17 protein-coding genes are annotated in these 19,485 nt (G+C 71.1%); 4 read left to right on the top strand and 13 right to left on the bottom strand.

Going from position 1 to position 19,485, the window contains the following annotated elements:
- Positions 1-38 precede the first annotated feature (38 nt).
- From OH804_RS31225 to OH804_RS31195, 7 genes are all read right to left on the bottom strand, one after another.
- A complete protein-coding gene (locus OH804_RS31225; protein ID WP_406061234.1) occupies positions 39-1,691 on the bottom strand; it encodes a protein kinase domain-containing protein in 1,653 nt (550 codons plus the stop codon).
- Between the two features lie 71 nt (positions 1,692-1,762).
- Positions 1,763-3,325, bottom strand: coding sequence for a fused MFS/spermidine synthase (locus OH804_RS31220; protein ID WP_406061232.1), 1,563 nt, complete (start codon positions 3,323-3,325; stop codon positions 1,763-1,765).
- A 36-nt stretch (positions 3,326-3,361) separates the two neighbouring features.
- Positions 3,362-4,378: a coiled-coil domain-containing protein gene (locus OH804_RS31215; RefSeq protein ID WP_406061230.1), complete on the bottom strand. Its 1,017-nt coding sequence runs from the start codon at positions 4,376-4,378 to the stop codon at positions 3,362-3,364.
- 180 nt (positions 4,379-4,558) lie between these two features.
- Positions 4,559-5,368, bottom strand: coding sequence for an inositol monophosphatase (locus OH804_RS31210; protein ID WP_196919889.1), 810 nt, complete (start codon positions 5,366-5,368; stop codon positions 4,559-4,561).
- Positions 5,361-5,813: a response regulator gene (locus OH804_RS31205; RefSeq protein WP_196919890.1), complete on the bottom strand. Its 453-nt coding sequence runs from the start codon at positions 5,811-5,813 to the stop codon at positions 5,361-5,363. Before OH804_RS31205 ends, OH804_RS31210 begins: the two co-directional genes overlap by 8 nt.
- On the bottom strand, positions 5,810-7,543 hold the full coding sequence (locus tag OH804_RS31200; RefSeq protein WP_406061227.1) for an ATP-binding protein: 1,734 nt from the start codon (positions 7,541-7,543) through the stop codon (positions 5,810-5,812). The genes OH804_RS31205 and OH804_RS31200 overlap by 4 nt, the downstream gene beginning before the upstream one ends.
- Positions 7,540-8,739 (bottom strand): PP2C family protein-serine/threonine phosphatase, encoded by a 1,200-nt coding sequence (locus tag OH804_RS31195; protein ID WP_406061225.1) that lies wholly within the window; start codon positions 8,737-8,739, stop codon positions 7,540-7,542. Before OH804_RS31195 ends, OH804_RS31200 begins: the two co-directional genes overlap by 4 nt.
- A 290-nt stretch (positions 8,740-9,029) precedes the next feature.
- Between OH804_RS31195 and OH804_RS31190 the strand changes: the two genes are divergently transcribed.
- Positions 9,030-11,450: a M28 family peptidase gene (locus tag OH804_RS31190; RefSeq protein WP_406061223.1), complete on the top strand. Its 2,421-nt coding sequence runs from the start codon at positions 9,030-9,032 to the stop codon at positions 11,448-11,450.
- 54 nt (positions 11,451-11,504) lie between these two features.
- On the opposite strand, the gene OH804_RS31185 is transcribed toward OH804_RS31190, so the two are convergent.
- Entirely contained in the window at positions 11,505-11,993 is a 489-nt protein-coding gene (locus tag OH804_RS31185) for a hypothetical protein (protein WP_196919892.1), read from the bottom strand.
- A 250-nt stretch (positions 11,994-12,243) separates the two neighbouring features.
- Here OH804_RS31185 and OH804_RS31180 point away from each other — a divergent pair, with 250 nt between their 5' ends.
- Positions 12,244-14,427 (top strand): tetratricopeptide repeat protein, encoded by a 2,184-nt coding sequence (locus OH804_RS31180; protein ID WP_196919893.1) that lies wholly within the window; start codon positions 12,244-12,246, stop codon positions 14,425-14,427.
- A 4-nt stretch (positions 14,428-14,431) separates the two neighbouring features.
- Here the strand turns inward: OH804_RS31180 and OH804_RS31175 are convergent, their stop codons facing one another.
- On the bottom strand, positions 14,432-15,373 hold the full coding sequence (locus OH804_RS31175; protein ID WP_196919894.1) for a threonine/serine dehydratase: 942 nt from the start codon (positions 15,371-15,373) through the stop codon (positions 14,432-14,434).
- A 15-nt stretch (positions 15,374-15,388) separates the two neighbouring features.
- Entirely contained in the window at positions 15,389-16,189 is an 801-nt protein-coding gene (locus OH804_RS31170) for a proline hydroxylase (RefSeq protein ID WP_406061220.1), read from the bottom strand.
- A 194-nt stretch (positions 16,190-16,383) separates the two neighbouring features.
- On the opposite strand from OH804_RS31170, the gene OH804_RS31165 reads away from it, so the two are divergent.
- Complete coding sequence (locus OH804_RS31165; RefSeq protein WP_196919896.1) at positions 16,384-16,632, top strand: hypothetical protein; 249 nt, start codon at positions 16,384-16,386, stop codon at positions 16,630-16,632.
- Positions 16,633-16,755: 123 nt separating this feature from the next.
- On the opposite strand, the gene OH804_RS31160 is transcribed toward OH804_RS31165, so the two are convergent.
- Positions 16,756-17,253: an NUDIX hydrolase gene (locus OH804_RS31160; RefSeq protein WP_406061218.1), complete on the bottom strand. Its 498-nt coding sequence runs from the start codon at positions 17,251-17,253 to the stop codon at positions 16,756-16,758.
- 105 nt (positions 17,254-17,358) lie between these two features.
- Here OH804_RS31160 and OH804_RS31155 point away from each other — a divergent pair, with 105 nt between their 5' ends.
- Complete coding sequence (locus tag OH804_RS31155; RefSeq protein WP_406061216.1) at positions 17,359-17,970, top strand: DinB family protein; 612 nt, start codon at positions 17,359-17,361, stop codon at positions 17,968-17,970.
- A 19-nt stretch (positions 17,971-17,989) separates the two neighbouring features.
- Here the strand turns inward: OH804_RS31155 and OH804_RS31150 are convergent, their stop codons facing one another.
- On the bottom strand, positions 17,990-18,592 hold the full coding sequence (locus tag OH804_RS31150) for a hypothetical protein (protein ID WP_307788535.1): 603 nt from the start codon (positions 18,590-18,592) through the stop codon (positions 17,990-17,992).
- Positions 18,593-18,926: 334 nt separating this feature from the next.
- On the bottom strand, positions 18,927-19,307 hold the full coding sequence (locus OH804_RS31145) for a hypothetical protein (protein WP_196919898.1): 381 nt from the start codon (positions 19,305-19,307) through the stop codon (positions 18,927-18,929).
- Between the last annotated feature and the right edge of the window lie 178 nt (positions 19,308-19,485).

Here is a 19,485-nt window from a genome sequence, read left to right as displayed (position 1 = left end):
GCCTGCCTACTTCTTCCGGTGACCACCCGGCCCCTTGGTCACCTTGCCGCTTTTCCCGGACCACCACCCGCGGCCTTGGCCTTCGCGGGAGCCTGGGGAGGCTTCGGCGGCTTGGCCTTCGACGCACCGCCACCCGAACCGGAGCCGCTGGGCCCCTTCGCGGCCTTGGGCGGAGCCTTCGTCGTGACGGCCTTGCTCGGCGGGGCCGTGGACGGCACGCTGCCGGCCACCCCGGACACCCGAACCCCGCAGGTCGCCTCGCCGAGCCGGAACTCGACAGGCAACGGGTTCGCCCCGCTGTACCTACCCGTGAGGGTCACCTTCTCGGCCGCACCGGGCGCCAGCGTGGTGCGCTGGGGCGCCGGCCGAACCAGCACAGTGCTCCCCTGCTGGTGCACCGGCGCGGGCTCCGCCTTCGTCACCTTCTGCTGCCCGGGGAAGGCGAAGCTCATCGTCCAGTCCCGCAGCTCACGGCCACTGGTGTTGGTGAGGGTCAGCTCGGCGGCGAACTCGGTGCCGGAGTCGGTGCGCAGCGCGTACGCCACCTCGCAGGGCGCCGCCGCCGGCAGACCCATCCGGGCCTCGGTCGTCGGCCGGTCGCCGCCGCTGGCCGGGCTGCGCGAGGTGAACCCCCACATCGCCCCGGTGACCGCGATCAACCCCACGGCGGCCACTCCGGCCTCCACACGCCGACGACGGCTCACCCGCTGGCGCACCCTCCGGTCCCGTTGGCGGGTACGGGAGATCGGCAACGCGTCGGTCTCCGCCGACCAGGGCAGGATCGTGGTGCCCGCGCTGGCGAGCGCGGCCGCGTCCAGCGGCCCTCCGGCCGGGGAGACCGGCACCGCCGCCAGCATCCCCGCCGCGTCGGCGAGGGTCCGGGCCACCTCGGCGGTCGCCGGCCGGTCTGCGGGTTGCTTGGCCAGGCAGCGCCGCACCAGGTCGGTCACCTCGTCGGGCAGCCCCGGCACCTCCGGCATCGGATCCGGGTCGCTGTACATGTGGGCACGCAGCATCTGGGTGGTGGTGTTGGCCTGCCACGGCAGTCGGCCGGTGAGCATCCGGTAGAGCAGCAGCCCCACGGCGTACACGTCGGTGGCCGGGGAGACCTGGCCGTTGTCCAGCCGCTCCGGGGCGAGGTACGCGGGAGTGCCCAACAGCGCGCCGTCCGGCCCCTTCTCGCTCTCCCCGACGAGCGCGGAGATGCCGAAGTCGACCACCTTGACCCCGGTCGAGGTGAGCATGACGTTGCCCGGGGTGACATCGCGGTGCACCACACCTCGGGCGTGCGCGGTGGCCAGCGCCGAACTGACCTCGGCGCCGATGGTCACCGCCTCCCGCCACGGCAGCCGGCTCTCCCGGCCCAACCGGCTGGCCAGCGAAGCGCCGTCGACCAGCTCCATCACCACGTACGGCACGGTCAGCCCGACCTGCTCGGACTCGCCGTAGTCGTACACGTTGGTGATGTTGGGGTGGCAGAGCCGCGCGGCGGCCTGCGCCTCGATCCGGATGCGGTGGCGGAAGGCCCGGTCGCTGGCCAGCCGGGACGCCAGCACCTTCACCGCGACCTGGCGGCCGAGCACCTCGTCGTAGCCACGCCAGACCACCGACATGCCACCCGCGCCGAGCTGCTCGATCAGCCGGTACCGCTCATCGAGCAACTGCGCGCCGTTTCGGTCCCCACCACCCATGGTGACCGTTGTTGCCCAGGATCAACCGGCCTACACCTGGAGTATCGGAATCGGTCACGATTGTCACTCGATCAGGCGGTGGCCAGCAGTTGGTCCACCGGGGCGTAGTCGTCGGTCAACACCATCGCCCCGCCGACGAAGTCCGTCAGCGCCGCACCGGAGAGCAGGCTGACCTTCGGGTCCACCTCGGCCAGCCGGGCCCGAACGGCCTCCAACGGCAGCGGCGCATCGGAGCCGACGATGAGGAAGTTGGAGCCCTGCTCCTCGGCGAGCGCCTCCGGAGGCGCGATCAACGCGACGTGCCCGAACTCGGCGGCCACCGTGGCCAACTCGGCGCGGATGAACCGCAGCGGCGGGTAGTCGATGACGTTCTGCACGTACACGCCGCCGGGGCGGGTCACCCGCCGGACGTCGGCTGCCATCTCCCGGGTGGCCAGGTGCCAGGGCACCACGAGGTGCCCGAACGCGTCACCGACCACCAGGTCACGACTGTCGGTCGGCTCACCGGCCACCAGCATCCGTGCGTCACCCACCACCGCCCGAAGCTCCGGCCCCGGCCGTACGCCCAGCTCCTGCTCGCCCAACTCGACCAGCCCGCCGTCGATCTCGAACACCAGGTTGTCGGTGCCGGGGCGGGTGGCGGTCAGGTAACGCGGCACTGTGAACCCGCCGCCGCCCAGGTGCAGCGCGTCCACCCGCCGACCGGCCGGCGCGGCGACGTCGGCGACCGCGCCGATCCACTTCGTGTACCCGTACTCCAGGTGCTTCGGGTCGGCGAGGTCCACGTACGAGTGCTGGGCAGAGTTGAGCAGCAGCGTCCGCCCGCTGGGCCGGGCGGGGTCCGAGGTGACCCGGGCGCAGTGGTACGCCGTCTCGATGTCGCACGGGTTGGGTGCCACTGTGGTCAGCCCCGCCCCGGCCAGTCCGAGCACTGCCAGTGCGGCCCGGGCCCGAGCTGGACCGGGCAGTTCGGTGGGCTCCTGCCGGCGCAGGTACCAGCCGAGGCCGAGGCCGACCAGCCCGAGCGCGACCGCCAGGGTCAGCAGGATGACGGTGCTACGCAGGGCGGCGACCAGCACGAACCCGGTGAGCAGGGTTGCCGTGATGCCGCCCAGGGTGCCGATCCCGGAGAGTCGACCGACCACCTGGCCGGTACGACGCAGGTCGGCGAGCTGGAGTTTCACTACCAACGGGGTGACAGCGGCCAACAGCGCGGCCGGCACGAACACCGCCAGCGCGACGAGCAGCAGGATGCCGCTGGCCGCACCGCCGCGCAGCACCTCACCGGCGTACCGGACGACGGGCAGGGTAACCGCTGTGGCGATGCCGGCCAGCACCAACGCCGGCGCGAGCAGCCCTCGCGGGTTGCGTCGGTCGGCCAGCCAGCCGCCGAACCACGCCCCGTACGCGATGGCGGCCAGCGCGATGCCGATCACCGAGCTGGTCACCTGGAGGGTCACCCCGACGTACGGGCCGACCAGGCGCAGGGCGACGGTCTCCAGCACCAGCACGGCACCGCTGGAGAAGAAGACCAGGAAGGCGGCCAGGCCGTTGGGCAGCGCCCGGCCGGTGATCGGCACGGGCGGGGCCGGGGGCGCAGGCAGGGCCGCTACGTCGGACGGTGGGGAGCTCATCGTCGCGATGGTACGCAGCGAAGCTGGTGCTTCGGGTCAGTACATCGAGAGATGAACATGGTTCGTGTGGGACGCCGCCGGGCTGCCGCTCCCACTGTACGAGCGCCACCCGGTGCCGGGGTGCCAGATCTGCCGATACCAGATCACGTAGAGCACACCCAGCCGGTCGGCGTTGCGGACGTGCCAGGCGGCCAGGCTGTCCCCGTACGCCTTGTCGCCGCCGGTCGCGTTCTTGTCCTCGAAGCCGTTGGTGGCGGCCGAGAAGTCGCAGGCTCGGCCCTTCGGATGCTCGCCGCTGCCACCGCTGCGCTTGCAGGAGACGTGCCGCTTGTAGCCGGCCGCCTGGGTCTGCTTGAGCGCGTTGAGGGTGCGCGGGGTGATGCACCCGGAGGTGGTCGGGTCCTTCACCGAGCAGGATTCCGACGGCCACGACCCGTCGGAGTTACGCGGCGCCGGCTTCGCCGAGGCGGAGTTGCCACCGCTGAAACCGTTGCTGCCACCGGAGCTGACCTCGGCGAGCGCCGCCTCGGCCTCTTTCTTCTTCTTCGCCATCACGGCGAGTTGCTTCTGCTGCTCGCGGACCTCGGCGTCGATGGCGACCTTTGCCTGCTGCGCCTGCTGCCGGGCGTCGGTGAGGTCACGCAGCCGCTTGCTGTCCCGCTGGGCCATCAGGTCGAGGTCGCCAGCGCGTTGCAGGAACGCCTCCGGCGTGGCGGTGTTGAGCAGCATCGAGACCGCGCTCAGCCGACCAACCCGGTACGACTGGGCGGCCACCTCGCCCACCTGGGCGCTGAGCCCGACCAGCCGACCCTCCAGCGTCGTCAGCTCGCCGGTCAGCGCCGTCTGGCGACGCTTGGAGTTGTCGAGTTTGGCCTTGGCCTCGATGTGCCCCTTGGCGGTCAGCTCCAGCGCGTCCTGCAGCTTCTTGCTGCCCCCCTCGCCAGGCTCCGCGTACGCCGGCACGGCGGCACCGCCGAGCACCAGCGCGACTGCGGCAAGCAGGGCGAACAGAGCGCGGCGACCGAGCCGCGGGCTGAGCCTGGTCCTGGGCACGAAAGCGTCCTTCCGTCGACCGCCGGCCCCCGAGGAACATTGCACTTCGGCGCCGGTCGGCGGCCTGCTGGCGGAGACCGCCGGTCACGATACCGGACTGCGGGCCGGTGACCACCCCCATGACCCTCGGGCTGCCCCGATGTCGACGGAGCGTCCCAGCCCGGTCGCTCAGCGCGCTGATCAGGTGCTGAGCAGAGCGTCGCGCACCTCGGCCCAGACCTGCTCGTTGGCCGCGACGAGCAGACCGTGGCCCTCGTCGGCGGGGTGGTAGTCGACGCCGTCGAACCGGCGGGCGACACCACCGGCGGCCCGGACCAGCACGGCGCCCGGGGCGTGGTCCCAGGGCAGGGTGCGCCAGAACAGGGCGAACTGCTGCTCGCCGGTGAGGATGTCCAGGTATTCCCGACCGGCGCAGTGCTGGCCGGGCAGCAGCTCACCGAGCCGCCGACCGCCGGCGCGGACCCGGTCGCGGGTCTCCGGCGGCAGGAACCGGGTCATCGCCACGCCGCGCAGCTCGCCGAGCGGCGGCACCGAACCGGCGCCGTCCACCGGACGACCGTTGAGCAGGGTGCCCTCGTCCGCCGAGCCGGCGGCGAGAGTGTCGGCGAGCGGGTCGAGGATCCAGCCGGCGGTCGGCCGCCCGTCGCTCAACAGCGACACCATCAGGGCGAACGGCCGGCGACCGGCGGCGAAGTTGGCGGTGCCGTCGACCGGGTCGACGAGCCAGACGTCCCCGCCGTCGCGCAGGTGCCGCAGCAACCCCGGATCGTCGGCGACACCCTCCTCGCCGACCACCATCGAGCCCGGCCGCAACCGTCGCAACCCCGCCGAGAGCAGTTCCTCGGCCCGGCGGTCGGCGACGGTGACCACCTCGCCGGGCGCCTTCTCCGACACGTCGTCGTCGTCGAGCTTGCGGAACAGTGGCAGCACGACCTGCTCGGCGGCCTCCCAGAGCAGGTCGCCGACGTCGTCCAGCAGCGTGTCAGCCACGCGGCGGCAGCTTGACCACGCTGACGAAGAACTCGTCAATCTGACGGACCACAGAGATGAAGCGCTCGAAGTCCACCGGCTTGGTCACGTAGGCGTTGGCGTGCAACTGGTAGCTGCGCAGAATGTCCTCGTCGGCCTGGGAGGTGGTGAGCACCACCACCGGGATCCGGCGCAGGTTCTCGTCCTTCTTGATCTCTTCCAGCACCTCCCGGCCGTCGCGGCGGGGCAGGTTGAGGTCGAGCAGGATCAGGTCGGGCGCCACCGCGTCGGCGTACTGGCCCTCCCGTCGCAGGTAGGCGAGCGCCTCGGCCCCGTCGGAGACGACGGTCAGCCGGTTACGCAGCTTGTGTTCCTCGAACGCCTCCTGGGTCATCAGCACGTCACCCGGGTCGTCCTCCACGAGCAGGACCTCGATCGGGCTCTTGCCATCCGCCGGCGCGGTCATCCCACCGTCTCCCTCATGTCACCCGTTCTACCGCTTTCCGGCCTCTCGTCGGCCCGGTCCGGCTGGTCCGCCCCGTCGGCCTGCTCCTCCAGCACCGCTGGCGCCTCGGTCGAGGGCGTCGGGTCGTCAACGGTCGGGGCGTCCGGCTCATCCGCGGAATCGGCGGCGGCAGCCGCCTCGACGTCCTGGGGAAGCGCCGGCAGGGTGAACCGGATCGCGGTGCCCTCCGGCACGTCGGTGTCCACCCAGACGCGACCGCCGTGGTACTCGACGATCTTCTTGACGATCGCCAGCCCGATGCCGGTGCCCGGGTACGCGTCCTTCGAGTGCAGCCGCTGGAAGATCACGAAGATCTTGTCGGCGAACTCCGGCTCGATCCCGATGCCGTTGTCCTGGCAGGTGATCTCCCACTCGGAGCCCACCAACCGGGCCGAGACGTGCACCTTCGACGGAACGTCCGGACGGCGGAACTTGATCGAGTTGCTGACCAGGTTTGCCAGCAGGTTGGTGAGCAGCGGTTCCTCACCCGAGATCACCGGCAGCTCGGTCCAGGTCAACTCGGCGTCCGCGTACTGCCTGGCGGCCTCGGTCTGGCCGGCCACGTCGCCCATCACCTTGTTGAGGTCGACCTCGACGAAGCCGGTGGTGAGCCGCCCGATCCGGGAGAACGCGAGCAGGTCGTTGATCAGGCGTTGCATCCGTTGCGCGCCGTCCACCGCGAAGGCGATGTACTGGTCGGCCCGCTCGTCGAGCTGCCCGGCGTAACGGCGCTGGAGCAGCTGGCAGAAACTGGCGACCTTACGCAGCGGTTCCTGCAGGTCGTGTGAGGCCACGTACGCGAACTGCTCCAGGTCACGGTTGGACCGGGTCAGCTCCTCGGCCTGCTTCTGGAGCTGACTGTTGACCCACTCGATGCGCTCGCGGGCGGCCCGGACCTCGGCCAGGTCGGCGGCGATCTTCTGCCGCATCGCGTCCACGTCCTCGCCGAGCCGGACGAACTCCGGTGGGCCGGTGGTGGCGATGCCGTGCTGGTAGTCGCCCTCGGCGACCTCGCGCACCTGGTCGGCGAGCCCGATCAGGGGTCGGATGACCATCCGGTCCAGGGAGAGCAGCAGCAGCGCCCCGGCGACGACCACCACCAGCGCGGCGACGATCAGAAGGACGACCAGGATGTTGCTGCTGGTGCGCACGTTGGAGGCGGCCTGCTCCCGGGCGGTCAGGATCTCCTCCTGGAGGTCGTTCACCGCCGACCGCACCTGGTCGAACTGCTGCCGGGCCGCTTCGGTGACCAACGCCTGGCCGGCCCTGGTGCCATTCTGCTCGGTGGTGGTGATCACCGGTTCCGCCACCGACTGCCGCCACTGCGCCGTCTGTTCCTCGACGATCCGCAGCTCCTGGCCGATCTGTGGATAGTCGTCGAGCAGCGTCCGCATCGAGGCGACGACGGTCTTCTCCTGCTCCAACCCCTCCCGGTAAGGGCTGAGGTCGGCCGGATCGCCGCTGACCGCGTACCCCCGGATCGCCGTCTCCTGGTCGAGCAGCGCGTTGAGCAGTTCCTGCGACTGCACCCGCAACGGGCCGGTCTGGTTCAGCACGGCGTCGATCTGGGTGCGGTTGCGGGCGGCCATCGCCGCCTCCGCGGCGGCCAGGCCGATCAGCAACACGCCCACGACGGTGAGCAGAGTGATCACCCGGCGGCGCAGACTCCAGCCGCCGATTACCGGCTTCACCGGCCACCACCCCGGCTGACCAGCAGCATGGCCACGTCGTCGGCGAGCGGGCCACCGTTGAGCCGCTCGGCCCGCCCGACCAGCCAGGCCGGCAGTTCGGGCAGCGACACCGAACGGTTCGCCGGCTCGTCCAGCAACCCGCTGAGGCCCGGCACGTCGAGCCGCTCGTTGCCGGCGCCCACCCGCCCCTCGATCAGGCCGTCGGTGTACATCAACAGGGACCAGTCATCGGTGTCGAACTCCAGGTCGTAGGCGATCGGCCGGCGCGGTCGTACGCCCAGCAGCAGGCCGCCGGGCGCGGGCACCGGGGCGACCCGACCGCCGGAGAGCAGCAGCGGTGGCGGGTGCCCGGCCAGGCGGACGGTGGCCCGGTTGGCGTCCAGGTCCAGTCTGATGGTGGCCACCGTCGCGAAGATCTCCTGGAGGCGGCGCTCGCTCATCAGCACCTGCTCCAGGGCGGGCAGCACCTCGTCGTCCGGCACCCGGGCGAGCACCAGGGCCCGCCAGGCCACCCGCAGCTCGACCCCGAGCGCGGCCTCGTCCACCCCGTGCCCACAGACGTCGCCGACGATCAGGTCGAGGCGGTCCGGATGGGTCTGCACCACGTCGAAGAAGTCCCCGCCGATCAACGCGGCGTGCCGGCCGGGCCGGTAGAAGGTGTGCACCGCCACCTGGTCGGTCGTCATCAGCGGTTGGGGCAGCAGACCGCGTTCGAGTCGGGCCGACTCGGCCTGGCGCAGCTCGACCTCGCGCAGCCGGCGGGCGTTCTCGTCGGCGCGCTTACGCTCTACGGCGTAGCGCAGCGCCCGGGTCAGCAGCACCCCGTCGACCTGGCCCTTGACCAGGTAGTCCTGGGCGCCCTCGGCGACCGCCACCACGCCCAGGTGCTCGTCCGTGCGGCCGGTCAGCACGCAGACCGCGGCGCCGCTGGACATCTCCAACACCTGGCGCAGCCCGTCCAGCCCCTGCGCGTCGGGCAGGCCCAGATCGAGCAGGACGCAGTCGACGCCGCCGATCCGCTGCCGCGCCTCCCGGAGGCTGGTGGCGACCAGCAGGTCGATCATCGAGTTCGTCTCGGCGAGCAGCTCACCGACCAGGAAGGCGTCGCCCTCGTCGTCCTCCACCAGCAGCACCCGCAGCCGCTCACCCGGCGGCAGGTTGGCATGCCGCGCCAGGCCACCGTGCGGATACGGCACGACTGGGGAGCCGGCCGAGCCGGTCCCCCGGTGCGGCCGGGTCACCGCCGCGAGACGCGGGAGTTCGCTGGTGATGTCGGGCTCCTTCCGAGTGCCCTGCTGATCCTGTATTAGACAACGGTCGCACACAACACGATGCCCGCGGCGCGGGCGGGGATGGGCCGCATCACTGCCCGCCCGATGACAAACCGGGCGGCTGGTGAACCCCCGGCCTACCGGCCATCCCGTCCGCGGCCGCCGACGGGCAGGATGATCCCACCCCAGGCCCCACCACCCCCCGAGGAGTCCCCGTGGGCGCACCTACCACCCCGGCCGCGACGGGCACGCCGCCCCGTCCGATTCCGGGCGTACCCCCGGCCCACCGCGCGCTGACCCGGCCGCGTCGGCGGCTCGTGGCGGCCGCGGCGGCGCTGGTCGCGCTGGCCGCTGTCGGCGCCGGCAGCCTGCTCGACCTGCGCACCCCGGCTCCGAAGCCGGCCGACGCGCCAGCGGACGAGTTCAGCGCCGGCCGGGCGTACCAGGACGTCCAGGTGATCGCCGCCCGGCCGCACGTCGCTGGCAGCCCGGCCAACGAGCAGGTCCGCGCGCACCTTGAGCAGCAGCTGCGGGGGCTGGGCCTGGAGACCGAGGTGCAGGACACTCTGGCTCCGGAGGCCGGTCAGCTCAGCGGGGCGGCGGGCGGGGCGACAGTGGCCCGGGTCCGCAACGTGGTGGCCCGGCTGCCCGGCACCGACTCGACGGGCCGGGTCTTCCTGGTCTCCCACTACGACTCGGTACAGACCGGGCCGGGCGGCAACGACGACGCGGCCGGCACGTCGACCATCCTGGAGGTGGCCCGCGCGCTGACCACCGGCCCCCGGCCCCGCAACGACATCGTCTTCGTGCTCACCGACGCCGAGGAGGCGTGCCTCTGCGGCGCTGCCGCGTTCGCCGCCAGCCACCCGCTGGCCGCCGACGGCGGTGTGGTGCTCAACCTGGAGGCGCGGGGCTCCACCGGCCCGGTGATCATGTTCGAGACGTCCCGGAACAACGCGAAGCTGGTGGACATCTTCGGCCGGGCCGCCCCTCACCCGGTCGGCACCTCGTTCGCTGTGGAGATCTACCGCGCGCTGCCCAACGACACCGATTTCACCGCCTTCCTCGATGAGAAGTTCGTCGGGCTGAACTCGGCGTACATCGACGGCGGGGCGATCTACCACACGCCGTTGGACACTCCGGCAGCCATGGACCGGGGCAGCCTCCAGCAGCACGGTGACAACGCGCTGGGCCTGGCCCGGGAGTTCGGTGGCACCGACCTGACCGACCTGCGCTCGGGGCACGACGCCACCTACTTCCCCGTCCCCGGCGGGCTGGTCCGCTACCCGGGCTGGCTCACGGTGCCGCTGGCCCTGCTCGCGGTGGCCCTGGTGGCCGCCCTGGGCTGGCTGACCCGCCGCAGCGGCCGGACCAGCACCGGCCGGCTGGCCGCCGGCTTCGCGCTGGCCCTGGTGCCGATCGTCGCCGCGCCGGTCGCCGCCCAACTGCTCTGGCTGGCCATCACCACGATCCGACCGGGGTACGCGGAGCTGCTCGACCCGTACCGGCCGATCTGGTACCGACTGGCCGTCCTGGCGCTCGCCACCGCCATCGTGTTCACCTGGTACGCGCTGACCCGCCGCCGGATCGGCCCGGCCGCGCTCGCCGTCGGCGGGCTGGCCTGGCTGGCAGTGCTCGGGGTGCTGCTCGCCGTGGCAGTGCCGGGTGGGGCGTACCTCACCACAGTGCCGGCGCTGGCCGGCGCCCTCGGCGGGCTGGTCGCACTGCGTACCCGGCAGACCGGGCCGTGGCCGGTGGTGGCGGTGACGGCCGCCGCGGCCGTCGGTGTGGTCATCCTGTTGCCCACAGTGGTGCTGCTCTTCCCCGCGCTGGGGATGGCCATGGGCGGCGTGGCCGCGCTGGTCGCGGTGCTGCTCGGCCTGGTCGCCCTGCCGGTGGTCGACCTGCTGCACCCGCAGGCCGGCGGCCAGCGTGGCCTGCTCGCGCTGCGGGCCCGGCGGCTCGCGGTGCTGCCGGCCGGTGCCGCCGCCGTCGCGGCGGTGGTGCTCGCCGGGGTCGGGCTGGCCGTGGACCGCTTCGACGCCGCCCACCCCGCGCCGACCCACCTGATGTACGCCATGGACGCCGGCACCGGCCAGGCCCGTTGGCTCAGCCACGAGAGCGACCCGCAGCCGTGGACGGACGGGTACGTGGACGGGGTCACCGACGTCGGCGACGACTTCCCCGGCCTCGGCGACGGCGAGCTGCGGGCCGGCCCGGCGCAGTCGGCGAACCTGCCGGCGCCGAAGCTGGAGGTGGTGGCCGACGCCACCGCGGGTGGCGAACGCACGCTGCGGCTGCGGCTCACCCCACAGCGGGCGGCCCGGCTCGCCACCCTGCACGTCGACACGTCGACCGCCACCGTGCTGCGCGCCGACGTGGCGGGGCGGTCGGTGCCGGTGGAGCCCCGCGACGGGAAGTGGGGCTTCGGGCTGGTGTTCCACGCCCCGCCGGCGGAGGGCGTCGAGGTCACGTTGACAGTGCGCCCGATCGCCGGGCAGGTCGCGCTGCGGGCGATGGACGCCAGTGACGGATTGGACGCGCTGCCCGGCTTCCGCCCCCGGCCGCCGGCTGTCGGCGTCGTCGGGTCGCACAGCTCGGAGATGTTGGCGGTCGCCCGCACCTATCCCCTCTGAGGTGAAACGGGGTGGTCCGGCGGGAGCGTTCTTCCGCCGGACCACCCTTTCCGGTCAGCCCACCGGCTCCGGTTGGCCGGTACCGACCCGGTGCCAGCGATTACCGTCGTGATCGGTGAAGGTGAGGTCCACCAGAACGGTGTCGCCCGGGCGGAGCCGGTGCTCCGCCGCGACGGTGACGAAGAGGTCGTGCACATCGCGACCAGGAATCCGACGGACCTGTTTCGCCGGGGCCAACCCGACCGGCGGGGCGTCCGGATCGTCGGGCGGGACCAGTCGAGCCAGCGCCACCACGTCCAGCACCGGGGCGTCACTCTCGTTGGCCACGGCGACCCGCAGCACCGAGGTGCCGCGGATCTCGGCCACCGCCGACACCAACCGGGCCTGGGTGGCCCGGATCCGCAGGTCGTCGCTACGACGGGCGCGAATCTCCCGCCGCAATCCGAGATAGACGAAGAGCACGCTGGCGATCGAGCCGACCGCGCCGAACCAGTCCGGCACGGAACCCCAGTCGATGACGTCCTGGATTGGCGACCAGTTCATAGGTCCATCGTGGATGCACCTGTCGAGTGCCGCGCCCGGCGGATCGGCTGGAATCAGCCGCGAATTGGGAATTCCGGCACCGATTCCGGTCAGCCCGGCGGCCTAAACGGAGAGTGTGCAACCCAGTACGGGGATGGATACGCTTGCGGTCGACATGGTGCGGGTGGCAATCCCTCCGACTGTCCATCAGATGGACAGGATCTTTCGCCGCCGGCCCCATTGCGAAATTCGCCACCAAAGGGGGACCGCATTGACTGCGGACGTTCCACCCGAGGATGCCGGCGCGCCCCGGCCCGCGTACGACCGGCCGAGTCGTGTCTCCGTCGATCCACCGCTCGGGCGACTGGACAGCCCGCTGCACGGGCGCGACGACCTGATCGACGAGATCGTCCAACCGGGGGAAACCGCCGGGGGCCGCCCTTCGGTGCACATCCTGTGTGGCATGGGTGGCTCCGGCAAGAGCCACGTCGCGCTGGAGATCGCCCGCCGCGCCCGGGCTGACGGCCGGACGGTGTGGTGGGTGCAGGCTGGGCGGCTCAACTCCGGGATGCGGGAGGTGGTCAGCCAACTCGGCGCGTCGGAAACCCAGGTCGACCAGGCCTGGGCCGGGATGATCAGCGCCACCGACCTGGTGTGGCGCTACCTCAACCAGGCCGCGCAACCCTGGCTGTTGATCTTCGACAGTGCGGACGAGCCCGCCAGCCTGGGCCCCACCGACGGAGTGCTCGCCGACGGCACCGGCTGGCTGCGCAGCCCGGAGGCCGACGACGGCATGGTCATCGTGACCAGCCGGGACGGCAACCGGTCCACCTGGGGCACCTGGTCGGTGCTGCACCAGGTGCGCCCGCTCGACGCCGACGCCGGCGCGCAGGTGCTGATCGACCGGGCCGGCGCCCAGGCCGGGGGCCTGGCCGACGCCCGGGAACTCGCCCGCGAGCTGGGCGGGCTACCCCTCGCCCTGCGCGCCGCCGGCAACTACCTGCGGTCGGTGAACGCCAGCCCGGTCTGGCAGGGCTCGTCCACCATCACCACCTTCGCCGACTACCGCACGGCGGTGCAGCGTCGGTTCCGCTCACCGCGCGACGCCGCCGACGTCGACCTCGACGAGTCCCTCGGCCTGGAGATCGTCCGCGAGGTCGACGACATCTCACTGGACCTGCTGGCCCGCCGCCAGCTCCAACAGAGCCGACCACTGCTCCACGTGCTGGCCTGCCTGAGCACCTCCCCGGTGCCCTACGAGGTGGTGCTCAAGCCGGCCATCCTGGCCGGGTCACCGCTCTTCAAGGGGCTCACCAGCCGGCAGCGGGTGAAGGTGCTGGAGGGCATCGGCAACCTGGCACTTGTCGACTTCGACGTCCACGAGGAGGTCACCGACCCCGCGTTCGCGCACGTGCTCTCGCTGCACCCACTCGTGCACGCGATGTTCCGCGACCGCGACGAGGTGCGTGAGCAGATCGCCGAATACCACGGGCTGGTCATGAAGCTGCTGCTCGCCGCAACCGAGGGGCAGAACCCGGACGACTCGGCGGCCTGGACCAACTGGGACGTGCTGGTGCCACACCTGGTCGAGGCCGTGCGGGAATACCTCGTGCCGCAGAAACACAAGCACGACCCCGAGACGGTACGCCGGGCGCTGGAGCTGACCCGGCTCACCGCCCGCTACCTCATCGCGGTCGGCCTACCCGGCTCGGCCTTCGACATCCTCGACCCGATCGTGCGCGGTTGCGCCGCGTACGACCACGACCTGGACCGGCCGCAGGTGCTGGCGCTGCGCCACGAGCTGGGCCGCACCTGGTTGGAGCGCAACCAGCCGGAGATGGCCGACCGGGTGCTCCGCGAGGTCATCGCGGACCGCACCAGGGTGCTGGGCAGCGACGACGCCGACACCCTCGCCAGCCGACACAAGCTCACCAAGGCGATCATGGCGCAGCGCCAGTGGCCGGAGGCCGAGTTGGAGCTGCGTCAGATCGTCGCCGCCGAGGACCAGGTACGCGGCCCGGAACACTGGGACACCATGATCGTGCGGCACAGCCTGGCCCTGGCGGTGCTCGCCCAGCAACGGGCACCCGAGGCAGAGGAGATGCTGCACGCCATCCTGGAGGTCCGCTACCGGTTGTGGCCGCTCAACCAACCGGAGACCTGGCAGGCCCGGCACACGCTGGCCCGCTGCATGCAGGCGCAGGGCCGGCTCGCCGAGGCGGAGGCCGAACTGCGGGCCACCCTGGCCACAGTGGAACCCCGGCACGCCGACCGCAGCGAGGTGCTCGCCATCCGGTCCACCCTGGGACTGGTGCTGCTGCTGGAGGAGCAGGTCGACGCGGCGATCGAGGTGTACGAGCAGTTGCTGGCCGACCGCCGGCGGCTCCTCGGCGACACCCACCTGGACACCCTCCAGGTGGAGCACGCGCTGCGCCGGCTGCGGAACGGCGACTGAACGGTCAGTGCGGCGCGGCCGGGCCCAGGTCGCTCGGGTCCGTGTTGCCACCGCAGATGATCACGGCTACCCGCTCCCCCGGCTGCGGCACGTACGCGCCGCCGACCAGCGCGGCCAACGCGGCGGCACCACCCAACTCGGCCGCCACCCGCAGCTCCGACCAGAGCAACCGGCGCGCCCGCACCAGGTCCTCGTCGCGAACCAGTACGGACACCACCTCGGTGCGGCGGGCGGTGTCGAAGGCGATCTCGCCGATCCGCCGGGCACCCAACGAATCGGTGGCGATGCCACCCACCTCGATGTCGACCGGCCGGCCCGCCTTGAGGGCCGAGTGCAGGGTGGGGATCTGCTCCGGTTCGACCGCCACGACGCGTACCGACCCACCGAACCAACTGGCGATACCGGAGACCAACCCGCCGCCACCGACCGCCACCAGCACTGTGTCGATCCCGTCCACCTGCCGCTCCAGCTCCCGGCCGACGGTGCCCTGACCGGCCACCACCTCCGGCTGGTCGTACGCGTGCACGACGAGCGCGCCGGTCTCCCCGGCCCGCTGGGTGCTCGCCGCCAACGCCTCGGCGTAGTGCTGGCCCACCTGGCGCACCTGGGCGCCCAACCCGGCCAACCGCTGCACCTTCACCGGTGAGGCGGTGACCGGCACGAAGACCTCCGCCGGCACGCCCAGCGACCGGGCCGCGTACGCGACGGCGAGGCCGTGGTTGCCACCCGACGCGGCGATCACCCCGGCCGAGGGCAACGAACCCTGGAGCATCCGGTTGAACGCGCCACGCGGCTTGAACGAGCCGGTGTGCTGGTGCAACTCCAACTTGAGGCTGAGCTGCCCGGGCACACCCAGATCGGCACCGTCGACGGCGATGACCGGGGTTTCCCGGACCCGCCCCTCGACGAGGGCTGCGGCCGCCTCGACGTCGCTTCTGTCCACCATGGGGAACGCCCTTCACTACGACCAGAGGGCCAGTCGACCATCGTCGGTGAGCCCGACGAAACATCCTATGGAGATCCGTCGGCCATCCGACGCGGGACGCACCGTGTGGTAGTGCCGCGGATCAAACAGGAAGCCCTCCCCGAGCGTGGGGCGCAGCGTCAACGACTGCGTGTCGGCGCCCACCGCCTCCTGGAAGCCGTACCCGCCGGGGATCCGCAGCGGCTCGTCGTCCGGCTGCCAGCGCCGCCGCCACAGCACGGTCTCCCCACCGGCCGGCGGCACCCGGATGTAGATGTTGAACGCCAACTGCGCCACCACCTCGCTGTCGAGCAGCCGACCCGCGTACTCCCGGACCGCGTCGTCGAAGTGCACCTGGAGCCCCGCGTTGATCTCGCGGACGATGCCGACGTGCATCTCCCGACCCTGCCGCCGCCCGGGTGCGACGTCCGGCCAGGCGCCTCTGAACGCGGCCAGGCACAGGGCCCGGGGCGAGTCCGACAGACCCAGCGTTGACCAGCTCTTCTCGGCCGCGCGGGCCGCGTCCCAGTAGTCCTCGCGGAGTTCACCGGCGGACCGGTGATCGTTGATGGCCGGGCCGAACTTGGCGACGACGGGAAAGACCCGGCTCTCGTCGTAGCGGTCCATCGGCGCGTTGGCGAGGGCGGCGGTGATCGCGTGACAGCGGGCCGCGGAGAGCAATCGCGGCACCCGGACGGCCGCAAGCCGCCCCGCGATGAGCCCGGCGACATCCGCCCGGGTGATCGACTCGGATTCGACGGCGACGAAAAAGGGATCGGTAGTGCTCGAATGCTGCACGGCGGTCCTCCCGTAACGAAGATCCCTCACCGAACTTGTCGCGCCCCCCGATCCGCGCACCGTGCAATGTACAAACCGCAGGCAAGGCGAGGTATCCGCAGTTCCGGGCGAGTTGGCGCGGCCACCGCTACCATCGGCACAACCGGGGTACGCGACACCGAACCGTACGGCGGAAGCTTTCCACCGATCGGGGAATGGTGACGATTCTCGGCGTGACGCATGATGCGACTAGTTCGAACGCTGACAAGGAGTTCGAGATGGCAGGCGCCGGCCCGACGGATCTTGACATGCACGTCGACCGCCTGGAAATGGCGCGTCGAATAGCCCGGGAAATGATCGAGTCCGACCATCAGGCTCTGGAGCTCGCCGTCCGGCAGCGCCCACAATGCTGGTCCCGACGCCCCGCCGGCCACGGCACCCGCGCCGACGCCCTCACGGGCTGACGCTTCCTCAGCGCGGTGATCATGTGATGAGAAGTAGGTCAAACTCGCTCCTCGAACCTACTTTTCATCACATGATCATGGATCGATCGCACTCGCCGGGCGCTATGTCCGGTAGGGGTGTGGTCAGAGGCCGAGCGCGACGGGTTGGGTTGGTACTCCGTCACCGATCAATGCGGCCAACGGTGTGGCGAGGTCCCGTGGCGAGAATAGTTCCGGTCCGCGGTGTTCCCTGATCTCTGACAGCGACCACCAACGCCAGCCGATGACGTGCTCGGCGGCGAGCTCCTCATCGCTCATCGCACCGCGTGGCGTGAACGACGCGGTGCGAACGAGGAAGTAGTCGTTCACGACGCCATCGTGGCCGGGCGCGAAGCCGGCGGCGACTATCTCCTGGCGCCAGACCTGAGGCGGGTCGACCTCGAGAGCAAGACCGACCTCTTCGCGCAGCTCCCGCCGCAGGGCGGCCAGTGGCGTCTCACCGTCTTCGACGCCACCCCCGGGAGTGATCCAAACGGCGATCGTGCCGGCCGGATCGGGAATGGCGAGTCGGAGCAGCAGAACCTTGTCGTCCTCATCGACGACGACCGCACGCGCCGATCGCCGCAGGTTCACCGTCGACATCAGGACACCCTACGGGCCGACGGCCACCGTCGACGCCCACGACGGCATGGCGGCCTGATGCGCCCGGGGCCATGAACCAGCCCCGCTGTAGGTAACGTGCGGGAGATGACAAGGAGCGAGCGAATCGCGGACCAGCTGGACCGGCACTGGCACAAGAACCTGCGGCCGCGGCTGGACGGTCTTGCCGATGAGGAGTACTTCTGGGAGCCGGTGCGTGGCTGCTGGAGCATCCGCCCACGTGGCACGTCGGCCGCACCGATGTCGGCAGGTTCGGGGGAATGGACGATGGACTTCGCGTCCCCTGACCCGGTTCCGGCGCCGGTGACCACGATCGCCTGGAGGCTGGCGCACATCATCGTCTCCTGCCTGGGCTATCGGGTCGGATGGCACTTCGGTGGCGAGGACGTCGACTCCCAGACGTTCGCCTACGCGGGGACCGCTGACGAGGCGCTGAGACAGCTCGACGAGATGTATGGGAGGTGGAACGCGGGGGTCCGGGAGCTCTCGGACGCCGACCTGGAGAATCCGCCCCCGGTGGGCCCCGAGCGGTTTCCGATGGAGGGCATCGTCCTGCACATCAACAGGGAGTTGATCCATCACGGCGCCGAGATCTCCCTGCTGCGCGACCTCTACCGCTGGCAGGACGGGCCGCAGCGCGCCGAGTATGGCTTTCCGGCCACCGGCAATCGAGCTTCGGAACCTGTCTGGACCCGGTAACGCTCCATGGCCGCGAGCTTCATCGAATCGGCGCGGCTACGACGAGTTCGGTGTCCGGGTCGTGGTCAATCCGCGGAGGGCCGGCGACGATCAGGGTGGCTCGGGACCACGGTCGTTCTCGCAGCATGAAGGGCAGTTCCTCCCGCAGCCAGTTCGTCACGTGCTCCTGCTGTTCGGAAGAGTCGCCGTCGCGAGCGACGAGTAAGCGCTCTTGCTCATCAAGATCACCCTGTAGGTACACCGAGGCGTCCAACCACGGGCCGAGTTCGTCCCGGATGACGCCGGTGCCCTCGACCCAGACGAAGTCAGCGCCGGCAGGGATGGTGATCGATCCGGCTCGGTCGTGGCTGATCCAGGCATCGGGACGGAAGTTCACCGACTCCCCTCGGTGCAGGGGTTGCAGGATGTGCTCGGCGAGCACGCCGCCCCAGTCGAAGTAGGCGTGATTCCAGGCGACGTCGTCGGTGTGCACGATGGCGGAGTTGGGCTCCACCTTGCACAGCCTCTCAGCCAGGGTCGTTTTACCTGCACCACCCCGGCCGTCGATCGCGATCACCCGCGGGCGTCCGGTGACATCCGGTGATGCGTCGCGTAGCTGCCGGACGGCGTCGAACAAGGTCACCAGCCGCCAGCCAACGGCCTCGGTCTCACCGGGATGTAGACGCATCGACGGTTTGTACCCCCAACGCCTGCCGATGATGCCGCGTCATGACCTGTCGCCGCCCGTGTCGCACCTACGCACCATCGACAAGGCGCTGCTGTTTTCAGCGGTATTGATCTAGGGCAGGACCGTAGTCGGCCAAATCGGGCGCAGCTGCGCCGCACCCTGCGCTGCCCCTTGCCGCCCACCGCCTGCGGCCGCATCCGCGACGCCCGACCCGCCTCCCCGATCCCACCACCGGCCACCACGCCCACCGTCGAACATCAGCACCACTGGCTGAACCTTGAGCCTGAGGCTAGGCGGCGAACCACCCAACAGCCGGGGCACCGCGATAATCCGGCCGGCTCGCCCACACCTGGCCCCACGCTCTCTTTTGTGTCGAGTCCAAGCGTCCGTGGCGGGATGCCTCAGCGTATGCGCCCAGCTGACGGTGCAGCGCTGACGCCGCCTCGACGTCCACGGCCCTGATCTCATGCAGGACATAGCGCCGGGGGCGATGGTCCAGTGGATAGACCCCCGCAAACCAGAATTCTCGTCCATCCCACCGGGCCAGCCCGTCGATCGCTCCATCGTAGAAGTCGTCGCACCACAGAATCTCGACGCCGGACAGCTCGACCAGACTGGCCAACACCGGCTCCTCGTGCATCAGAAAATATTCGTCGGGTTCCTCAGGCACACGAACACGCTAGCCCTTCCGCCTCACGCGGGTAACCAGCCCTACCATCGACCATAGGCAGTAGACCTAATCGATCACGATCTGGCGTCAAGGATCCTCCGACGCCGTTCCGTCAAACATCATCCGAGACCAGGCAACTTGATCGGCGATTGTCCCGGTCTCGGGGCCTGCGTGACAG

Origin of the sequence: Micromonospora sp. NBC_00860 (genome assembly GCF_045207375.1) — a bacterium.
Classification (GTDB): Bacteria; Actinomycetota; Actinomycetes; order Mycobacteriales; family Micromonosporaceae; genus Micromonospora; species Micromonospora vinacea.
Note: the sequence above shows the minus strand (reverse complement) of the source record. Positions and strands in the feature narration are given on the sequence as shown.

Excerpts from the sequence above, each read along its gene's own strand:
- OH804_RS31225 (WP_406061234.1), bottom strand. The coding sequence starts at position 1,691 with ATGGGTGGTGGGGACCGAAACGGCGCGCAGTTGCTCGATGAGCGGTAC.
- OH804_RS31220 (WP_406061232.1), bottom strand. The coding sequence starts at position 3,325 with ATGAGCTCCCCACCGTCCGACGTAGCGGCCCTGCCTGCGCCCCCGGCC.
- OH804_RS31205 (WP_196919890.1), bottom strand. The coding sequence starts at position 5,813 with ATGACCGCGCCGGCGGATGGCAAGAGCCCGATCGAGGTCCTGCTCGTG.
- OH804_RS31185 (WP_196919892.1), bottom strand. The coding sequence starts at position 11,993 with ATGAACTGGTCGCCAATCCAGGACGTCATCGACTGGGGTTCCGTGCCG.
- OH804_RS31175 (WP_196919894.1), bottom strand. The coding sequence starts at position 15,373 with ATGGTGGACAGAAGCGACGTCGAGGCGGCCGCAGCCCTCGTCGAGGGG.
- OH804_RS31165 (WP_196919896.1), top strand. The coding sequence starts at position 16,384 with ATGGTGACGATTCTCGGCGTGACGCATGATGCGACTAGTTCGAACGCT.
- OH804_RS31160 (WP_406061218.1), bottom strand. The coding sequence starts at position 17,253 with ATGTCGACGGTGAACCTGCGGCGATCGGCGCGTGCGGTCGTCGTCGAT.
- OH804_RS31155 (WP_406061216.1), top strand. The coding sequence starts at position 17,359 with ATGACAAGGAGCGAGCGAATCGCGGACCAGCTGGACCGGCACTGGCAC.